This is a genomic window from Pseudomonas sp. N-137 (assembly GCF_034555295.1).
Taxonomy (GTDB): domain Bacteria; phylum Pseudomonadota; class Gammaproteobacteria; order Pseudomonadales; family Pseudomonadaceae; genus Aquipseudomonas; species Aquipseudomonas rhizophila.
In genome coordinates, this window is record NZ_JAXUDQ010000009.1 from 86,680 (window position 1) to 106,093 (window position 19,414).

The 19,414-nt window shown below is 59.9% G+C and carries 22 protein-coding genes; 2 read left to right on the forward strand and 20 right to left on the reverse strand.

All coding sequences use genetic code 11. The annotated features are described in order from the left end of the window. Window positions 1–100: 100 nt before the first annotated feature. Both T3A99_RS09105 and T3A99_RS09110 read left to right on the forward strand, forming a co-directional pair. On the forward strand, window positions 101–442 hold the full coding sequence (locus T3A99_RS09105; protein WP_047228216.1) for a hypothetical protein: 342 nt from the start codon (window positions 101–103) through the stop codon (window positions 440–442). Between the two features lie 67 nt (window positions 443–509). Further along, complete coding sequence (locus tag T3A99_RS09110) at window positions 510–890, forward strand: Rho termination factor N-terminal domain-containing protein (RefSeq protein WP_047228215.1); 381 nt, start codon at window positions 510–512, stop codon at window positions 888–890. Window positions 891–1,068: 178 nt separating this feature from the next. Here T3A99_RS09110 and araH read toward each other — a convergent pair whose 3' ends face one another. From araH to fabD, 20 genes are all read right to left on the reverse strand, one after another. Then, window positions 1,069–2,037 carry an L-arabinose ABC transporter permease AraH gene (gene araH, locus T3A99_RS09115; protein WP_076383836.1) on the reverse strand — a complete coding sequence of 323 codons (969 nt, stop codon included), beginning with the start codon at window positions 2,035–2,037 and terminating at the stop codon, window positions 1,069–1,071. A 9-nt stretch (window positions 2,038–2,046) separates the two neighbouring features. Continuing rightward, window positions 2,047–3,591, reverse strand: coding sequence for an L-arabinose ABC transporter ATP-binding protein AraG (gene araG / locus T3A99_RS09120; protein WP_047228213.1), 1,545 nt, complete (start codon window positions 3,589–3,591; stop codon window positions 2,047–2,049). A gap of 75 nt (window positions 3,592–3,666) precedes the next feature. Continuing rightward, entirely contained in the window at window positions 3,667–4,671 is a 1,005-nt protein-coding gene (locus T3A99_RS09125) for a substrate-binding domain-containing protein (protein ID WP_322834233.1), read from the reverse strand. A gap of 175 nt (window positions 4,672–4,846) precedes the next feature. Beyond that, complete coding sequence (locus tag T3A99_RS09130; protein WP_047228211.1) at window positions 4,847–5,665, reverse strand: SDR family oxidoreductase; 819 nt, start codon at window positions 5,663–5,665, stop codon at window positions 4,847–4,849. 226 nt (window positions 5,666–5,891) lie between these two features. Continuing rightward, the gene (locus tag T3A99_RS09135; protein WP_173406700.1) at window positions 5,892–6,767 is read right to left on the reverse strand and encodes an SMP-30/gluconolactonase/LRE family protein; all 876 of its coding nucleotides are present in this window, start codon (window positions 6,765–6,767) and stop codon (window positions 5,892–5,894) included. Continuing rightward, window positions 6,764–7,510: a FadR/GntR family transcriptional regulator gene (locus T3A99_RS09140; RefSeq protein WP_047228209.1), complete on the reverse strand. Its 747-nt coding sequence runs from the start codon at window positions 7,508–7,510 to the stop codon at window positions 6,764–6,766. Before T3A99_RS09140 ends, T3A99_RS09135 begins: the two co-directional genes overlap by 4 nt. 168 nt (window positions 7,511–7,678) lie before the next feature. Further along, window positions 7,679–8,239: a DUF1285 domain-containing protein gene (locus T3A99_RS09145; protein WP_047228208.1), complete on the reverse strand. Its 561-nt coding sequence runs from the start codon at window positions 8,237–8,239 to the stop codon at window positions 7,679–7,681. A gap of 16 nt (window positions 8,240–8,255) precedes the next feature. Further along, on the reverse strand, window positions 8,256–8,861 hold the full coding sequence (locus T3A99_RS09150; protein ID WP_047228207.1) for a DUF4823 domain-containing protein: 606 nt from the start codon (window positions 8,859–8,861) through the stop codon (window positions 8,256–8,258). A 185-nt stretch (window positions 8,862–9,046) separates the two neighbouring features. Next, a complete protein-coding gene (locus T3A99_RS09155; protein ID WP_107322022.1) occupies window positions 9,047–10,015 on the reverse strand; it encodes a GTP 3',8-cyclase MoaA in 969 nt (322 codons plus the stop codon). 138 nt (window positions 10,016–10,153) lie between these two features. Further along, window positions 10,154–10,792 carry a TetR/AcrR family transcriptional regulator gene (locus tag T3A99_RS09160; protein ID WP_003204240.1) on the reverse strand — a complete coding sequence of 213 codons (639 nt, stop codon included), beginning with the start codon at window positions 10,790–10,792 and terminating at the stop codon, window positions 10,154–10,156. Between the two features lie 384 nt (window positions 10,793–11,176). Next, entirely contained in the window at window positions 11,177–11,971 is a 795-nt protein-coding gene (locus T3A99_RS09165; protein WP_047228205.1) for a TatD family hydrolase, read from the reverse strand. 11 nt (window positions 11,972–11,982) lie between these two features. Then, window positions 11,983–12,339, reverse strand: coding sequence for a PilZ domain-containing protein (locus T3A99_RS09170; RefSeq protein ID WP_047228204.1), 357 nt, complete (start codon window positions 12,337–12,339; stop codon window positions 11,983–11,985). A 42-nt stretch (window positions 12,340–12,381) separates the two neighbouring features. Further along, the gene (locus T3A99_RS09175; protein ID WP_173406697.1) at window positions 12,382–13,368 is read right to left on the reverse strand and encodes a DNA polymerase III subunit delta'; all 987 of its coding nucleotides are present in this window, start codon (window positions 13,366–13,368) and stop codon (window positions 12,382–12,384) included. Next, window positions 13,361–13,993: a dTMP kinase gene (tmk, locus tag T3A99_RS09180; protein WP_047228202.1), complete on the reverse strand. Its 633-nt coding sequence runs from the start codon at window positions 13,991–13,993 to the stop codon at window positions 13,361–13,363. Before tmk ends, T3A99_RS09175 begins: the two co-directional genes overlap by 8 nt. 19 nt (window positions 13,994–14,012) lie before the next feature. Then, window positions 14,013–15,107, reverse strand: coding sequence for an endolytic transglycosylase MltG (gene mltG / locus T3A99_RS09185; protein WP_076383833.1), 1,095 nt, complete (start codon window positions 15,105–15,107; stop codon window positions 14,013–14,015). Between the two features lie 3 nt (window positions 15,108–15,110). Next, complete coding sequence (pabC, locus tag T3A99_RS09190; protein ID WP_047228201.1) at window positions 15,111–15,926, reverse strand: aminodeoxychorismate lyase; 816 nt, start codon at window positions 15,924–15,926, stop codon at window positions 15,111–15,113. Further along, the gene (gene fabF / locus T3A99_RS09195) at window positions 15,926–17,170 is read right to left on the reverse strand and encodes a beta-ketoacyl-ACP synthase II (RefSeq protein ID WP_047228200.1); all 1,245 of its coding nucleotides are present in this window, start codon (window positions 17,168–17,170) and stop codon (window positions 15,926–15,928) included. The genes pabC and fabF overlap by 1 nt, the downstream gene beginning before the upstream one ends. Before the next feature lie 109 nt (window positions 17,171–17,279). Then, window positions 17,280–17,516: an acyl carrier protein gene (acpP, locus tag T3A99_RS09200; protein WP_047228199.1), complete on the reverse strand. Its 237-nt coding sequence runs from the start codon at window positions 17,514–17,516 to the stop codon at window positions 17,280–17,282. Between the two features lie 191 nt (window positions 17,517–17,707). Next, window positions 17,708–18,451 carry a 3-oxoacyl-ACP reductase FabG gene (gene fabG, locus T3A99_RS09205; protein ID WP_322834234.1) on the reverse strand — a complete coding sequence of 248 codons (744 nt, stop codon included), beginning with the start codon at window positions 18,449–18,451 and terminating at the stop codon, window positions 17,708–17,710. Between the two features lie 15 nt (window positions 18,452–18,466). Continuing rightward, entirely contained in the window at window positions 18,467–19,405 is a 939-nt protein-coding gene (gene fabD, locus T3A99_RS09210) for an ACP S-malonyltransferase (RefSeq protein ID WP_107322018.1), read from the reverse strand. Window positions 19,406–19,414: the final 9 nt, after the last annotated feature.

The window sequence follows — 19,414 nt, forward strand, 5'->3', positions numbered from 1 at the left end:
GTGACGGTCCCTACGGCACCATTCGTCGCCTGTCAGGCACCAACCCGGATTCAGGACAGCCCAAAATCAGGCAAGCATTCTAAAAAATGGAGGCGACACCATGATCTCATCAAGGCTGACTGCATTCACATTCGCCACGCTGCTGTCTTCGGCGGCTTTCGCAGCCACCACCGACGGCACCGGTCCGACCGATCCGGTACAGGCGCCCAATTCCCCCGCAACCGAAGGCATGCCCAAGCTGAACACCGATGGCACCGGTGGCGGCCTGAACAATGGTCAGCCTCCCGCCAACGGCACCGATCCGCGGGTGCAGGGCAACGATGCGGGTCGTCAGGGCGGCATGAATACGCCGGACTCCAATACCCCCGATAACGCCGAAACCGGCACGGGCTCGAAAACCACCACCGGCGGGTCGGGTTCCGAGGGCGGCGCCAGCCAGTAACCCCCCAGGGAGCGAGCGACGCGCTCCTGGCGGGTGGCTCTGCTCACACACTTGAGGAGAGATTCCCATGCCTCGTGGAAGCAAAGAAAAATACACAGCCGAGCAAAAGCGCAAAGCCGAACACATTGAAGCAAGTTATGAGAAAAAGGGGTTATCCGAGGACAAGGCCGAGGCTCGTGCTTGGGCGACGGTCAACAAGCAGTCTGGCGGTGGCGAACGCTCCGGTGGGTCGGGGAAGACAAAACCGGCAGCAGAAAAGAAAACCGACCGCAAGGAATCGGCCCGTCGCGCAGCCAAGACCCGCGAGGGTCAGCCGCGCACCAGCAAGGCCTCCCGCGCGACCCAGACTGTGGATAACCTGATGAAAGAGGCCCGGGCGAAGAACATTCCCGGACGTTCGAAGATGCGTAAGCAGGAATTGGTTGAAGCGCTGCGCAAGGCCGGTTGATCGCTGGCGTCAGGGATGACGCCATCGCGAGCAGGCTCGCTCCCACAGGGTCCTGCGCCGTACTGGAGTTCGGAGCCTCCCACAGGGGGATCTGCGCCGTGCTCGGGTTCGGAATCCGGCACAGATCCTGTGGGAGCGAGCCTGCTCGCGATTGGGTCCAGCCCGGTCGGGGCAGATTTCAGCGTTGTTTCATTCGATCGATCACCACCGCCAGCAACAGGATCGAGCCACGGATGACGTACTGGTAGAAGGTGTCGATGTTCTTCAGGTTCATCGCGTTTTCAATAATCGCCAGAATCAGCACCCCGGCGATGACATGGCGAATCATGCCGATACCGCCGCTCAACGACACCCCGCCCAACACGCAAGCCGAGATCACGGTCAGTTCAAAGCCCTGGCCGATCATCGGTTGGCCCGAGGTCATGCGTGAGGCCAGGATCACACCCGCCAAGGCACCGATCACACCATGCACGGCGAAGATGATGATCTTGGTCCGATCAACGTTCACCCCTGCCAGCAACGCCGCCTCCTGGTTGCCACCAATGGCCATGGTGTTGCGCCCGTAGGTGGTGTAGTTCAACAACCAGCCGAAAAACAGAAAGCAGACAATGGTGATCAGGATCGGCACCGGCACGCCGAACATCTGGCCGTTACCGAACACGAAGAACGATTCCTGGGACACGCCCACCGCCTTGCCATTGGCAAAGATGTAGGCCAGGCCCCGGACGATCTGCATGGTCGCCAGCGTCGTGATCAACGCATTGACCCGTAGCTTGGCAATGACGATGCCATTGATCAGCCCGACGATCAGCCCCATCACCAGCGCCGCACTGACGCCGAGGAACACGCTGTTGGTGTCACGCATCACCACCGCCGCGACCACACCGGCACAGGCAATCACCGAGCCCACCGACAAGTCGAAGTGCCCGGAAGCCAGGCAATACAACATGGTGCAGGCCGCGATGCCCGTGGTGGAAATCGCCAGGCCCAGGCCTCGCATGTTCAGGGGTGACAGGAAGTTGTCGATCATCAGGGTGCAGAGCACAAAGATTGCGACAGCCGCCAGCAGCATGACCCAGTCGTCCAGGAAGCGCCGCAGATCCAGGGGTTTGCGTGCCGTTGGCAGTGCATTGTTTTGAATGGTCATGTTTACCTCTCAGTTCGCCGCGTCGGCAACGCGTTGGCGTGGCAGCGCCAGTTGCAGCAGGTTGGATTCGTTGGCCTGGTCACGCGGCAGCTCGCCGCGCATAACCCCTTCGCAGAGCACCAGGATTCGGTCGGATATGCCCATCACTTCCATCAGATCGCTGGACACCACAATCACCGCAATGCCATCGGCCGCCAGGTTGTGGATGATCTGATAAATCTCGGCCTTGGCGCCGATGTCGATACCGCGCGTGGGCTCGTCCAGCAACAGGACTTTCATCGGCATCGACAGCCAGCGACCGAGAATCGCTTTCTGCTGATTGCCGCCAGACAGGTACATGATTTTCTGACCCGCCGATGGCGTCTTCACTTTCAGCGCCTTGATCTGCTTGTCGGCGTTACCCCGTTCCCAGTCGCCCCGCAACAGGCACCCCAGGGTGGAATGGGCGCCGCGAGCGCTGATGTTGATGTTCTCGCCGACGCTGCCCAACGGGATGATGCCTTCCTTCTTGCGATCCTCCGGGCAGAGCAATACGCCCGCGGCAATGGCATCCCGGGGTGAACGCAGTTTCAACTGCTGGTCATGCAGAACCAGGCGCCCGTCAGTTTGGCGTTCCAGCCCACTGAGCAACCGCAGCAACTCGGTACGGCCGGCACCCACCAGCCCAAACAAGCCGAGGATTTCACCTTTATGCACCTGGAAACTCACCGGCTCACGCAGGCCCGGGCCGAGCAGCCCCTCGACCTGCAACGCCACATCACCGCGCTCGCGAGGGCGGTAATCGTAGATGTCCTGGATGTCGCGACCGACCATGCAGGTGACCAACTGATCGTGGGTCAGCTCGCTCATGTTCTCGAAGGTATGCACATAACGGCCGTCCTTGAACACCGTGACCGCGTTACAGATGCGGAACACCTCTTCCATGCGGTGGCTGACATACAGCACCACTTTGCCCTCGTCCCGCAGGCGGGTGATGATCGCCATCAGGCGGTCGATTTCCCGCGCCGAGAGGCTGCTGGTGGGTTCATCGAAGGCAATGACATGGGCGCCACGGGACAAGGCCTTGGCGATTTCCACCAGTTGGCGCTGGCCGAGGGACAGGCGACCGACTTTTTCCTGGGGGTCGATTTCGTCGGCCAGGCCTTTGAGCAACGCCAACGCCTGCTGGCGCAGTTGCCCACGATTGACCAGACCGAAACGGGCCGGCAAATGCCCAAGGAACAGATTTTCGGCAACGGTCATTTCCGGCACCAGGTGCAGCTCCTGGTGGATCACCGCCACGCCGCTGGCAATGCTGTCGGCGGTGCCTTTGAAAGCCATCGTCTGCTCGCCGATCTGCAGGTCGCCGCTGCTGGGGATGTAGGCACCACCGAGGATCTTCAGCAACGTGGACTTGCCCGCGCCGTTCTCGCCCATCAAAGCATGGACCTGTCCCGGATGAGCAACGAAACTGATATTGGCCAGCGCCTGCACACCGGGAAAGGATTTACCAATCCCGTTGAACCGCAAGCTGCCGCCCATGTTGTGTTGCTGTGTCGCTGTTTGCGCTTGCATAACCACCTCGAACTCACAGAGATCAAGCGGCCCCGGCACTCGTCAGGCCAGGGCCGCTTTTGAATCAACCGACCATCAGTTCCACAGGCCGATCTTCTCCAGTTCTTGCTTGAAGTTCTCCCGAGTGATCAGCGTCACCTCGTCCATGGCGGTGTACTTCGGTGGCTCTTTGCCGGTGGTGATCCACTCGTACATCATCTCGGCGGTCTTGTAGCCTTCGATGTGCGGGCTTGGCAGCATCGAACCGAAGAAACCGCTGTTGGGTTTTTTCAGTTCGCCGATGGCGTCGGTGCCGTTGATGCCGATCCCGATCACATTGGCCGCGTTGAACCCGGCGCTTTCGGTGGCGCGCACGCCGCCCAGCACTGTGTTGTCGTTCATGCCGCCGATGATCAGGTTTTTCGCCCCGCTGGGCAGTTTCACCAGGGCCGAGTTGGTGGCGTCCATGCTGCCCGGCACGTCGAGGGTTTTCAGCGCGGTATAAAGGATGTGATCGTCTGGAAAGCCGGCATTCTTCAGGGCGTCGACCGAACCGTCGGTGCGTTTCTTGCCCGTATCCAGCTCGTTGTAGGTGTTGATCACGGCATAGGTGTCTTTCCAGTCCCAACCGCGCTTTTTCGCCTCAGCGGCCATCGCGTCGCCTTGCTTCTGGCCCACTTCGAACGCGGCCATGCCCAGGTACGGCACGTCTTCCATGAACTTGCCATCGGAGCCGACGAAACGGTCATCCACAGCAATCACTTTCATGTCATTGAGTTTGGCCTTGGCCACGATGGCCGGGCCGAGAGCCACGTCCGGTGGGCAGATCACGAAGCCCTTGGCGCCGTTAGCGGCGAGGCTGTCGATGGCCGAGAGGGTCTTCTCGCCGTCGGGCACGGCGATCTTGATCACCGTGAAGCCCCGGTCCTTACCAGCCTTTTCGGCGAACGCCCATTCGGTCTGGAACCAGGGTTCTTCGGCCTGCTTGACCAGAAAACCGATCTTCACTTCTTCGGCCGCCAGCAAGGTGCTGCTGAGACTGACGGCAGTAACCGCCAGGGCGGCACGGCACAGGGAACGGATCCCACGACGATGATTCATAGCTGTCTCCTTGTTTTTTTTATTGAAAGCCAAAACGTCCAGGGCCCTGCTCCAACATCAGTGGAAATGCGCAGGCTGGGCGGTCAAACATGTTGCTGTACAGCATAGGTCCAAATAGTCATATCGTATGATGATTGGATTACAGGCGAAGTTTCCGACTGAAATCCCGAAATATTCAGTCGTGGTACATGACCGAACGTCCACCATCGATGGTGATGCACGAGGCGTTGATGAAAGGTGCTTCATCGCTGGCCAGGAACACCGCCGTCATTGCCACTTCGATCGGCTGGCCGATTCGGCGTGGCGGGTGCAGATCCAGCGCACGCTGGCGTTCGGCATGTGGATCGGCGAAGCCGTTCCAGTAGTCGATATTCAATTGGGTTTCGATGTAACCCGGCGCAATGGCATTCACCCGCACACCTTTGGGCGCGTATTCGATACCCAATGCGCGGGTCAGGCCGAGCAGTCCGTGCTTGGCCACCGGGTAAGGGAAACAGCCGGGAATGATGTGGGATGAATGAGTCGAGGCGATATTGATGATGCTGCCCCCGCCCTGCTCAAGCATCTGCGGCAACACAGCCTTGCAGCCGTACCAGGCGCCATCCAGGTCGATGGCGAAACAACGCCGCCAATCTTGCTCGGTCATTTCCAGCGGGTCACGAAATACGTTCACGCCCGCGCAGTTCACCAGAACGTCGATGCGACCGTGCAGTTCGACGGCACGACGGGCCATGGCATGCAGGTCCTGCTGGTTGGATACATCGGCTTTGAGTGCCTGCACATCCGCCCCGCGTTCACGCCAGAGGGCTGCGACTGTCTCAACCTTCTCGGCCTGGATATCACTGATGACCAAGCGTGCCTGCTGCGAGGCGAACGCGGCGACGATCGCCTCGCCAATGCCTTGGGCAGCCCCGGTCAGCAGCACAACTTTGTTTTTCAGGCGTTCGCCTTTCGGGGGTTCGGGCATCGGTAACAAGGACAGGGTGTGGGCCATGACTCAAGACTCCTGTCCGCAAGCACGACAAAAACCGGACATCCAGAGATGACCGGTCGAAAGGCTTTTGGAATCGCGTACGCCGTCGGGCGGTACGGAGGAAAATCGTTGCATCACTTCACCTGTCTTGTTTTTTTAGTGTGAGTGCGTGTCGCTGATGGGACCGACTATAAACCCGCTCGCCAAACAATCTCAATATATATATTTACATCCCATATTTTGGGATTTAGCCCGCAAACCGCGTACAAGCCACACCGGGTACATCGACTCGCATCGACAACACCGCGCCGTCGAGTGGATGGTTAAGTGGGCTCGCCGCACTGGTGATGTACAGTGTTTTGAGGTCCTCACCACCAAACACACAGCTGGTGGGACGACTGACGGGCAGCTCGATCACCCGATCAACCTGACCTTGCGGGTCCAGTCGCAGCAGGCAGCTACCGTCCCAGCGAGCATTCCAGACATAGCCCCTGGCATCCATTGCCGAGCCGTCGGGGCCGCCACGCGGGTGAGGGCCAAACCAGACCTCGGCGGGGGCCAGGCTGCCGTCGGGATAAATGAAATGTCGGTAAAGCGTGCCGTCGAGACTTTCGCCGAAATACACCGTAGTGCCGTCAGGACTCCATAACAGCGTGTTGGGAATGCCCCGATCGCGCAGCAGCGGCATGACCCGGCCATCGGCGCCAATGCGAAACAGGCCCCCGAATCGTCCTTCAATGGGCAGGTCTTCTGCGTTTTCGCCGATGTTGTTCTGCATGGTGCCGAGCCAGAGCTGGCCCAGGGCATCACAACGGGCCTCGTTGGCGCGATTCCCTGGCCGGGGATCGGCCATGCACAGCAATTTCAGGTTCGGTTCCAGTCCCGGCGAATCCAGATCGAGTCGATAGACACCGCTGCTCAGGGTCACCAAGGCGTCGCCGCTTTGTGTCGGAATGAAAGCGGACACATGCTCGGGCATCTGCCAGATTTGCACATTCGCGCCGATCAGCCGCAACGCCTGTTTACCGGCAATGTCGACCCAATACAGCGCTTGGGTCGGCTCGTCCCAGAAGGGGCCCTCCCCCAATATCGCCCGGTGTTCCGTCACAGCCGTCCACATCATTGAACACTCCTGTTTCCTGCTTGCCCGGCAATCTCTGTCCGCCCGGCCATGACGTTAGGGTAAAAACGCTTGATCGCCAGGTCAGCGTTATCGATCAAGGTCATGCAGGCCCAGACGCCCCGCGCCGCGTCACGGGCAGCGATGGCTTCGGCGATATCCTTGTGGATCGGCAACGTGCGGCGCAGCTCATCCGGGTCGGCGGCGGACACCTCGAACGACACCGCCAGCAGCGCGCCCAGGGCCGGGACCATTTGCTCAATAAATTGATTGTGGCTGGCAGCGAGGATGCACTCATGGAAGAACTGGTCGGCACGGTTGTAATCGGCCCCGCTGTCCACCGCCCGCTCCAGGGCATGGTAGGCCAGGCGGATCGCCTGCACCTGATCAGCCGTCGCTCGCTCACACGCCCAGCGCACCGCCATCGGTTCGATGGTACGCCGCAGGTCCAGCAGGTCATCGACGAAATTTTCCGGCAGCCCACTGCGCGACAGCCAACCGACCACCTGCGGGTCAAACAGATTCCAGCGACGCACCGGCAGCACCCGTGTCCCGACTTTCGGGCCGACTTCCAGCATGCCTTTGGCCACCAGGGTCTTGATCGCTTCGCGGATCACCGTGCGGCTGACGCCCAATTGCTGGCCGAGGTCGGCCTCAACCTTGATGGTCTGCCCAGGCTTGACCTGACCGGCGGCTATCCAGCCCCCCAGCCAATCGACGGTCGATGCGTGAAAACTGCTGGACATGAACACCCCGGGGCCACTTTCTATAGAGGCCCAAACTAATCATCATATGATTGGGTGTCAATTTGAATTTTACGGCTTCACCCGGGTGGGAGCGAGCCTGCTCGCGATAGCGGTGGATCAGTTAAGACAAGGTTGGCCATGCTGCGAGCAGGCTCGCCCCCACAGGGATCAGGGTTCCAGGCCTATCGGGAAAAATACCCCACCACTCCATACCCCCAACCACCTCTGCCCGTCGATCTCGCGACTGACCGCCAGCTCCACCAACTGGTAGAACACATTGCGATGGATCAGCGCTTCGAGGTTGCTGCGTACGTGCACGTAGGGCGCGGGTTCCTGGGTTTGCGGATCGATCACCACCCGCATCGGATGTTCGCCGCCGGCCTCAGTGGTTTCCTCGACGTTGGTGGTGAAGCGCAGTCGCTGCTGCTCACCCTGCCCTTCAACCTCCAGGGTCACCGCCACAAACGGTGCATCGTCGACCTTGATGCCAACTTTTTCCACAGGAGTGATCAGGAAGTAATCATCGCCGTCGCGGCGGATGATAGTGGAGAACAGCTTGACCATCGGCTTGCGCCCGATTGGCGTACCCAGGTAATACCAGGTGCCATCACGGGCGATGCGCATGTCGATATCGCCGCAGAAGTCAGGATTCCACAAGTGGACTGGCGGCAAACCTTTGGTCTTGGGGATCTGCCCCAGCAGGTCATTGGCTTTTTGCGGTCCGCTCATGGTGACTCCTTGAATGTTACTGGTCGCTCACTCCCAACAGGCTGCGGGCATACTCGCGCAAAGGGGGAGCGATCAGGTCTTCTGGCTGTTTGTCGTGCAACGTCAGTAAACCGCCACGACTCTTGATGCGTGCAGTATCAATCAAATACTGGGTGCTGGTCTCGATCAACATGATTTGAATGACGCTGGTGTCGACACCCAAACGGTCCACGGCCTCTTCATCCAGCCATTCGTCGGTGTTGCCGATACGGTTGTCGGCCTTGGCGAACCGCGTATACAGCAAGTAGTGAGCACCGGCGGCTCGGGCTTCGCCCATGGCCTGGTCCAGACCCTCGGGAACCCGGGCACGACGCACCATGGGGAAATACTCGATGAAACCGTTGAAGGCCTCTTCGGCGACGACATTGGGCCGCGGGTAGGCACTGCCGGGAGGCGCGAAGGCACCCTGAGCAATGTAGATGAACGAATCCGGCTGGATGCGCAGGTTATTCACACGCCGGCTGTCGCTGTGGTCCAGCAAACCGGCGTCGCTCATGTGATAGCGAACGCCCTCCCCCATGTCGCTGACATTCATGCAGCCACCGAGCGCCAAAACGGCCAGCAGCAAAACCAGGCTACGCATCCTACCCTCCAAAAACCGGTGACGGAAAACCGGCGAATGGCCATTGGATGCAGCTTTTGCGCCAGCTCATCGAAATGGGGGTGTCAGACACATCCAAGTGAAGGGGAAATTGCTATCGCGGGCAAGCCTTGCTCCCACAGGTACGGTGTTCACCTGGGAGCAAAGCTTGCCCGCGATAGCATTCGTCAACCGCCGATGATTTTCATGATGGTTGCGCCACCAGAGAACGCCACTTCCTGCTTATCCCCCAACGCCTTGACCAGCAAGCGCTGCAGAGCCGGCAAGGCCTGATGCCGGGGTTTGTCCAGAAGATCGCCGACAAAGTGTCGGTTACTCGACGACAGGCAGCCATGCAGCCAACCCGTGGAGGACAGCCGCAACCGTGAGCAGGTACGACAGAACGGCACGCTTTCGTTAGCGATCACGCCAAAATGCCCTAGCCCCGGAATTTCATAGCGCACTGCGGTGGCATCCACTGGAGCGTCGGCTTGCAGGTACTCGTACTGGTCGCCGATCAGGCTCAGCAACTGCTGAAGGCTGACGAATTGCTGCAGGAACGCGTTGGAGTCGCTGGCCAGGTGCCCCATGCGCATCAGCTCGATGAAGCGCAGCTCATAGCCGCGCTCCAGGCAGTACTCGAGCAGTGGCATCACCTGATCCAGGTTCTGCCCGCGCAACGGCACCATGTTGACCTTGATCTTCATTCCCGCAGCACGGGCCTGATCCATCCCGTCGAGCACGGTTGCCAGATCGCCACCGCGGGCGATACTGCGAAACGCCCCTGGGTCCAGGGTATCGAGGGAAACGTTGATGCGGCGAATGCCGGCATCTACCAGCAAAGGCAGCTTTTTGGCCAGTAACTGACCATTGGTGGTCAGGCTGATGTCCTCCAGGCCCATCTGCCCCACCGCCATCATGAAGCTTTCAAGCTTGGGGCTGACCAGCGGCTCGCCGCCGGTGATGCGCAGCCGCTCGATACCGGCAGCTTCGATCAGGTAGGCCACACCGCGCGCCATGGCCTCGGCCGACAGTTCATCCTGCGCAGCCACCAGCCGCTTGCCGTTGGGCACGCAGTAGGTACAGGCGTAATTGCAGGCTGAAGTCAGGCTGATTCGCAAATTGCGGAAACGCCTGCCTTGACGGTCAACGATCATGGATCACTCCGGCGAAAGAAGAATCGGACTTACGAAACTTGACCCAGAACTCAAGTTTTCGCAAGGCCCAAGCCTGAGTATATTCCTGGGACACTGCGCCATGTAAGCGGACATGGCGCAATCAGGCAGCTGAATGACTTAGCTGCTCGGAACGTCGGTGTCACGCTTGCGCTTGTTGCCCATGCGAACGCCTATGTCCATCAGGAACTGGAAGAAGCCTTCCTGGTCTTCCAGCACGTTGCTCCAGAACGGCGAGTGATACAGCGCCACCGCACCGTGCACCAACGCCCAGGCGGCGCAGTAGTGGAAATAGGGCGGCACGTCTTCGAGCTTACCTTCACTGATCCGGCCTTTGATCAGCAGGGTCAGGCGCTCGAAGTTCGAGGCGCGGATCTTGTGCAGTTCCTCGACCATCTCCGGCACTTGGTTGCCCTTGACCACCTTCTCTTCCAGACGGTCGAACAAGCGATAACGCTGCGGATCGCGCATGCGGAATTCGAAGTAGGCCCGGGACAGGGCCTCCTTGTCCTTGTCCACATCGGCCGAATGCAGCAGCTCATTCAAATCGCGCTCGTAATCAAGCATCAGGCGCAGGTAGATCTCCGCCTTGGATTTGAAATGTTTATAAATCGTGCCTTTGCCGATACCCACGGCATCCGCAATCATCTCGACGGTGACGCTGTCTTCACCCTGGTCGAGGAACAACTTGAGCGCGGTGTCGAGAATTTCCTGCTCGCGGCGACGAAACTCACGGACCTTACGGGGTTCTTTGTGCATAAGAAAAAGGTCTGAAGGGTCAAAATTCGAAGCCGAGTATTATGCCTAACTTACGCAAAAATGCACGGATCATCCGTTCCCAACCACAGTTCTTCACAAAACCGTGCAGCTCCAGCTTCCTGTCATTCGCTTCGCCGCACCGTAACGACTGGCTTTGACGGCAGTGAGAACTTATCCGAAGCGAGCGTATTCCAAATTTGTTTAAAAACCAGCCCGGCTAAACTGGACGCGTCAGCATACTGATCAATACTTGAACTGTCGGCGCGACATCTCCCCCAAGTGACGCGCCGGTAAAGGTACCAACGGACCGCGTGCCTTTGTTTTACTCCTAATGGTCTTAACCCGGATTCACCCCCCAGAACCCGGGTTTTTTTTGCCTGAAACTCAGGCAGACACCGCGCGGACATGGGCCAGCGGAAACAGCCGCTTGAAGTTCTCCGTAGTCTGCTCGGCAAATCGCTCGTAGGACTCGCCCCGCAACATCGCCAGGAACTCCGCCACTTCCCGCACGTATTGCGGAAGGTTCGGCTTGCCACGATACGGAATCGGCGCAAGGTACGGTGAGTCGGTTTCCACCAACAGGCGATCTGCCGGCACTTTGCTGGCCACATCCCGCAGCGCGTCGGCATTGCGAAACGTGACAATGCCGGACAAGGAAATGTAATAGCCCATGTCCAGCGCGGTCTTGGCCATGTCCCAGTCTTCGGTGAAACAATGCAGCACCCCCGCCTGTGGCAACGCGGCGTCACGCAACAAGGCCAGGGTATCGGCCCGGGCGCCGCGGGTGTGGATGATCACCGGTTTGCCAGTCTGTTGCGCAGCCTCCAGATGCAGCCGGAACGAAGCCTGCTGAACCTCGGCGGCTTGCGGTTCGTAGTGATAGTCCAGGCCGGTTTCGCCAATGGCGACCACCCGTGGATGGTCGAGCTCGCGCAACAGCCAATCCAGGGCAGGCGTAGCGTCGGGCTGGACGTCCAGAGGATGGATGCCGACTGAACAATCGACATCTGCATAGCGTTCGGCCAGGGCTTTGACGTCGGCGGCATTGTCGGCGCTGACGCCGATGCACAGGAAGTGACCCACACCACGCTGGCGGGCGGCATCCAGTGCAGCATCCAGGGAGCCGTCGTGGGCGGCGAGGTCGAGACGATCAAGGTGACAATGGGAATCTACAAGCATAAAGGGCCGGGCTACATCGTATGGGTGGGACGGTCGGATTTCAGGGTTCCGGCCAGGTGGGTTTCGATCTGATTACGGGCTGAATGGTCGCCGTCGTTGAACTGCACACCAACACCGGCAGCCCGGTTACCCTGGGCGCCTTTGGGCGTCATCCAGATCACCTTGCCGGCGACCGGGATCTTCTCCGCTTCGTCCATCAAGCTCAAGAGCATGAACACCTCATCGCCCAAGCGATAATTCTTGTTGGTGGGGATGAACAGGCCGCCGTTCTTGATGAAGGGCATGTAGGCGGCGTAGAGCACCGACTTGTCCTTGATGGTCAGGGACAGGATGCCGTTGCGTGGCCCGGGACTGACAGGTTCGTTCATGCTGATCTCCGCTGCGATTGAGCTGAGTTTAGGCAGTGTCTGTCAGTTTCGACCAGGCAAACTCGCCCATTGCACCAACAGCGCCTCGAGCAACAGCACCCGATTGAGGTTCGCCTTGCTCAGCACCTTCTGACGCTGGGCAAGAATCCAGTCCTGAATGTTCAAGATTTTATCCTGGCTGCTTTTTTGCGCCAGGTACTGAATCACCTTGCGCATGTCCGCCAGTCCCAGCCCGGTTTCGTCTTCGGTGAGCTGGTAGCGCAGGATCAGGCTCGACCAGTCACAGAACCAGTCGAACAGCAGAAGCAGCGGGATGGCGTTCCAGCCTTCTGCCAGTTGCGTGGGAGACTGTTGCTGCTTAAGCAGCTTCTTCACCCCATCCACCACCAGCGCCCGTTGTTCACGCACACCCTGGGCCTGAAGGCTGACGGCCGCCAACGGCGAGCCGGCGGCAAGGGTCAGCAACTCGACGCGTTCTTCGTCGCTGCTGTCAGGCAAGGCCTCGGCCAACCACTTCAAGCTCATCGCCTCACTGGGCAACGGACAGGCCTGCTGTACGCAACGGCTTTTGATGGTTGCCAGCAAGCGGCTCGGCTGGTGACTGACCAGCAATAGCACGGTATCGCCGGAAGGCTCTTCAAGGCTCTTGAGCAAGGCGTTGGCGGCATTGATGTTCATCGATTCCACCGGCTCGATCAGCACCACCTTGCGCCCGCCCATCTGCGAGGTCTGGACCACGAAGCTGACCAGATCCCGGACCTGGTCGACCTTGATCGCCTTGTCCGCCTCCTCCGGTTCCAACACGTAATTGTCAGGATGACTGCCGGCCTTGAGCAACAGGCAGGACTTGCACTCACCGCACGCGTTCGAGATACCCGGGCGCTGGCAAAGCAGGCTAGCCATCAGACGCTCGGCCAACGCCCGCTTACCGATACCGACCGGGCCGTGCAGCAGATAGGCATGGGCATGCTGTGCCCTTCCGGCCAGTTGCTGCCAGAGTCCGTCCTGCCAGGGATAGGCTTCAGCCACGGGCACGCTCCAACAAACGCGGCAACAAACCGTCCAGCGCCTGCTGGACTTGCGCCAACGGCTGAGCGGCATCAATCAACAGATAACGCGCCGGATCGGCCTTGGCCCGACTCAAAAAGGCATTGCGCACCGCGTTGAAGAACGCCTGGCCTTCCAATTCGAAACGATCCAGCCGGCCCCGGGCGCTGGCGCGGGCCAGGCCGATTTCCACCGGTAGATCGAACACCAGGGTCAGGTCCGGCCGCAGGTCACCCTGGACGAAGGTTTCCAGCGCGGCGATGCGCTCCAGGGACAAGCCCCTTCCACCGCCCTGATAGGCATAGGTCGAATCGGTAAAACGATCGCAGAGCACCACCGCGCCACGGGCCAGCGCCGGGCGAATCACTTCGGCCAAGTGTTGTGCCCGGGCGGCGAACACCAGCAACAGCTCGGTGTCAGGGTTCATGACTTCTTCGATCGGCGCCAGCAGCACCTCGCGAATCCGCTCGGCCAGCGGTGTACCTCCGGGCTCGCGGGTCAACACCACCTCGATGCCGGCGGCTCGCAGGCGTTCGGCCAGGTATTCGCGGTTGGTGCTCTTGCCGGCGCCTTCAGGGCCTTCCAGCGTTATAAACAAGCCAGTCACGGGCGATCCTTAAACAAAGTCATTGCGAGCGCGGCGGCTCGCTGGCATTCGGTTCGTCGATAGGCTCCTCATCCGGCACAGTCGGGGCCGGACTGGAGCGATAATCGGCTCGGCGCTTGAGCTGATATTCGCGCACGGCGTTATTGTGCGCATCCAGGTCATCGGAGAACACGTGGCTACCATCACCACGGGCGACGAAGTAAAGGCTGTTGCCGGCAACTGGGTTCAACGCGGCGTGAATCGCCTCGCGCCCCACCATCGCAATCGGTGTCGGCGGCAGGCCAGGAATCAGATAGGTGTTGTAGGGGTTTTCTTCCCGCAAGTGAGCACGGGTGAGTTTGCCGTTGTAGCGCTCGCCCAGCCCGTAGATCACGGTAGGGTCGGTTTGCAACAGCATGCCCAGGCGCATACGGCGCACGAACACACCGGCGATCTGCCCACGCTCCTCAGGCACGCCGGTTTCCTTTTCCACCAGGGATGCCATGATCAGCGCCTGATAGGGCTGGGAGTAAGGTAAATCGGCGGCGCGTTGCGCCCACTCTTTGGCAAGCACGTCTTCGAGCCGGTCGTAGGCAATTTTCAGCAGGTCAGCGTCCGATGTGCCACGCACGAAGCGATAGGTGTCCGGGAAGAACCGTCCCTCGGGGAATATCCCGGAATGACCCAGGCGGTCCATCACTTCGCTGTCACTCAGACCGGCGAGGGTCTGCTGGAGTTTTTCATCCTTGGCCAGCGCCGCGCGAACTTGGCGAAAATTCCACCCCTCCACCAGGGTGACGCTGTACTGCACCACTTCCCCGCGCTTCCAGACCTCGATCAGGCTTTCCATTGTCATGCCCGGCACCATCCGGTACTCACCGGAATGCAACGGTTGGCCGGCCAGATTGAAGCGCCAATAGACGCGCAACCAGAAAGCGTCCTTGATCAGGCCGTCCGCTTCGAGGCGCTTGAGGGTTCCGGTGGGGGTGGTCCCGTTGGGGACGTCCAGCAGTTCTTCCTGGGTGATGTTCAGCGGTTGTTGCAACGCCGAATGAATTTTCCAGGCGCAAGTGCCCAACAGCAGCACCGCCAGAACCAGTCCGGTTTCCAGCAGAAGCAAGAATTTACGTCTCACGAATCAAACATCCAATAGCGTGCGGGCAAGGGTCTGCAGTTTACGGGTGAGCGGCCCGGTCGACCAGCGCGCCGAACCGCATGCACGTACCGGCCATACGCCATAAACGCTGTTGCAGACGAAGACTTCGTCGGCCTGGTGCAGCTGTTCGAGGCGGATGTCGGTGATGTGCGTGGCGATGCCTTGAGACTCGGCTTGATACAATAATTCGGCCCGCATCACGCCGGCCACGCCACAACGGCTCAGGTCCGCCGTGACCAATTCACCATCGCGCACCAGAAAGAGGTTACTGAAGACGCCTTCGATCACTCGCCCGGACGTGTCCAGCATCAAGCCTTCGGCGTGCTCGGCATCGCGCCATTCGGCGCGGGCCATCACTTGTTCAAGACGATTGAGGTGCTTGAGACCGGCCAGCAAGGGTTGCTCGGACAGACGGGTGGCACAGGGAAACAGGCGAACGCCCTGCTCGGCATGCACTGGAGGATAGGCGGCCGGCGGACTGCCCTGCAGGATGCGCCGGGACGGCGCCGAGGGATCAGCGCCATAACCGCGAAGACCATCACCGCGGGTCACGATCAACTTAAGTACGCCGTCACCCAGGCATTGCGCGTAGGCGCGCAACTCAGCCTCCAACGCCCCCATGTCAACCTGGAGCGTCAACCGCTGACAACCTAGCGCCAGACGCTGCAGGTGACGCTCAGGCAACACCGGTTTGCCATTGCGCACAGCGATGGTTTCAAACAACCCATCGCCGTAAGCCAGGCCGCGGTCCTTGAGCGACAGAACGTCGGCAGGCTGACCGTCGACCCAGCTTTCCATCAACCAGCGAACCGGCGGAACACCAGCGAGCCGTTGGTACCGCCAAAGCCGAAGGAGTTGGACAGCACTACATCGATGTCCATGCCACGCGCCGTGTGTGGCACGAAGTCCAGATCGCAGCCTTCGTCCGGCTCGTCAAGGTTGATGGTCGGTGGCGCGACCTGGCTGTTGATCGCCAGTACGCTGAAGATCGCTTCCACCGCGCCCGCGGCACCCAGCAGGTGGCCGGTCATGGACTTGGTCGAGCTGACCGCCAGTTTGTAGGCGTGCTCACCGAACACGGTCTTGATGGCCTGGGCCTCGGCAAGATCGCCCGCCGGGGTCGAAGTGCCATGGGCATTGATGTACTGCACCTGCTCGGCGTTGACCTTCGCGTCACGCAGTGCGTTGGTGATGCAGCGGGCAGCACCGGCACCGTCGGCGGGTGGCGAGGTCATGTGGTAGGCATCGCCACTGGTGCCAAAGCCAATCAGCTCGGCATAAATGGTCGCGCCGCGCGCCTTGGCATGCTCCAGCTCTTCGAGTACCAGCGCACCGGAACCGTCGGACAATACGAAGCCGTCTCGGCCCTTGTCCCACGGCCGACTGGCGCGGCTCGGTTCGTCGTTGCGGGTCGACAGCGCACGGGATGCGCCGAAGCCACCCATGCCCAGCCCGCAGGCCGCCATCTCGGCGCCGCCGGCAATCATCACGTCGGCCTCGTCGTACATGATGTTGCGCGCGGCCATGCCAATGCAGTGGGTGCCCGTGGTACACGCCGTAGCAATAGCGTAGTTAGGCCCCTGCACACCCAGGTGGATGGACAGGAAACCGGAAATCATATTGATGATCGAGCCCGGCACAAAGAACGGAGAAATCCGTCGCGGCCCCGACTCGTGCAGCGTACGGCTGGTTTCTTCGATATTGGTCAAGCCGCCAATACCAGACCCCATGGCCACGCCGATACGTTCACGGTTGGCATCGGTGACTTCAAGACCGGCATTACGTACGGCCTGGAATCCGGCTGCCAGGCCGTATTGAATGAACAGGTCGAGCTTGCGGGCCTCTTTGACCGACAGGTACTCCTCGACATTGAAACCCTTTACCGAGCCGCCAAAACGGGTGGAATAGGCAGAAAGGTCGGTGTGTTCGATCAGACCAATGCCACTACGGCCAGCCAGAATGCCCTGCCAACTGCTCGGCACATCCGTGCCCAGTGGCGACAACATACCCATACCGGTGACTACGACGCGTCTACGCGACACAGCACTCTCCTTTATTCTAATGACGACTTTGCATCAGGCCTAAAGAAAAAACCGCACGCCATGATGGCAGTGCGGTTTTTCCATGACAGCTAGCGACGACTAAAAATAATTAAGCCTGATGCTTATTGATGTAGTCGATAGCCAGCTGAACAGTAGTGATTTTTTCAGCTTCTTCGTCAGGGATTTCGGTCTCGAATTCCTCTTCCAGAGCCATCACCAGCTCAACGGTGTCAAGGGAGTCGGCACCCAGGTCTTCAACGAAGGCAGCTTCGTTCTTCACTTCTTCTTCTTTGACGCCCAGTTGCTCGGCAACGATTTTCTTGACGCGCTCTTCGATGGTGCTCATACCTTGTTTTCACTCCTAATGGACAAATTCAGGCAGCTGGCCGGTGGGTAAGTGTATAGAAAGACTTTTCGGTTTTTCAACCGAAAGCTTCACTCCTCAAACCCAGCAGCCCGCCGCCTATAAATAGATTGCAGCTTTATAACGGATTTTAGACAGCTCGTATGACATTTTTTTGAAGCAATCCGTCACATTTAACTCATGTACATCCCGCCGTTTACCGGGATTGTAGCCCCAGTCACGTATGCCGCACCATCCGACGCAAGAAAAGCGACCACGGACGCGATTTCTTGAGCTTGCCCCAGACGACCCAGCGGAATTTGTGTCAACAAGGCTTCACGTTGCGCTTGCGGCAGTTCACGGGTCATGTCGGTATCGATGAAACCCGGGGCTACCGAGTTTACCGTAATCGAGCGCGAACCCACTTCACGCGCCAGCGCACGACTGAAACCTTCCAGACCGGCTTTGGCCGCAGCATAGTTTACTTGGCCTGCGTTGCCCATGGCACCCACAACCGAACCGATACTGATAATTCGACCCCAGCGAGCCTTGGTCATGCCACGCAGAACGCCCTTGGACAGCCGGTACAGGCTGTTCAGGTTGGTATCGATCACGTCGAACCATTCGTCATCTTTCATGCGCATCATCAGGTTATCGCGGGTGATGCCGGCATTATTGACCAGGATTGCCGGCGCACCGAACAGTTCCTGAATGTTTGCCAGCACCGCCGCAACGGATTCATCGCTGGTGACGTTCAGTTCAAGACCGGTGCCTTGGATGTCGTTTTCCTTCAGGGTAGCGGCGATGCGCTCGGCGCCCGAAGCGGAAGTCGCGGTACCAACAACGATGGCGCCTTGACGACCCAGTTCCAGGGCAATGGCCTGGCCGATGCCACGGCTTGCACCGGTCACCAGTGCAACTTTACCTTGCAGACTCATGCAAGCTTCTCCTGTTCAGGCCTGCGCTGCACGGGCGGCAGCGAAAGCATCTGGGGTATTGAGATTGGAAGTCGATACGCCTTCGGCGCAGCGTTTGTTCAGACCGGCCAGCACTTTACCAGGACCGCACTCGACCAGTTCGGTCGCGCCCTTGGCCGCCAGGGTCTGCACCGATTCGACCCAGCGAACCGGTTTGTAGAGTTGCTCCAGCAGATCACGCTTGAGGGTCTCAAGATCCGCAGCCACATCGGCACTGACGTTCTGTACCACTGGAATCTGTGGCGCCTGCCAGTCAATGGCAGCGATAGACTCGGCAAAACGCTCAGCGGCCGGACGCATCAGTTCGCAGTGCGACGGCACGCTGACGGGCAACGGCATGGCACGCTTGGCACCACGGCTCTTGCACCCTTCAATGGCGCGTTCTACAGCAGCCTTGGCACCGGCAATCACCACCTGGCCAGGTGAATTGAAGTTCACAGCGCTGACCACTTCGCCTTGCGCGGCTTCGGCGCAGGCTGCCAGCACATCGGCATCTTCCAGGCCGAGAATCGCAGCCATGCCGCCCTGCCCGGCCGGAACGGCCTCCTGCATCAACTGGCCACGACGCTCCACGAGCTTCACCGCGTCACCCAGGCTCAGACTGCCAGCAGCCACCAGAGCGCTGTATTCGCCCAGGCTGTGTCCGGCAACGAACGCCGGACGCGCACCGCCCTCGGCCAGCCAGAGGCGCCAGAGTGCGATCGAGGCGGTCAGGATGGCCGGCTGGGTTTTGTCGGTTTGATTGAGTTGCTCTTCCGGCCCTTGCTGGGTCAGTGCCCACAGGTCATAGCCCAGAGCATCGGAAGCTTCTTTGAATGTTTCGAGGATCAACGGGTATTGCGCGCCCAGCTCGGAAAGCATGCCGAGGGACTGCGAACCCTGCCCAGGAAAGACGAATGCGAGAGAAGCAGACATGAAAACAAA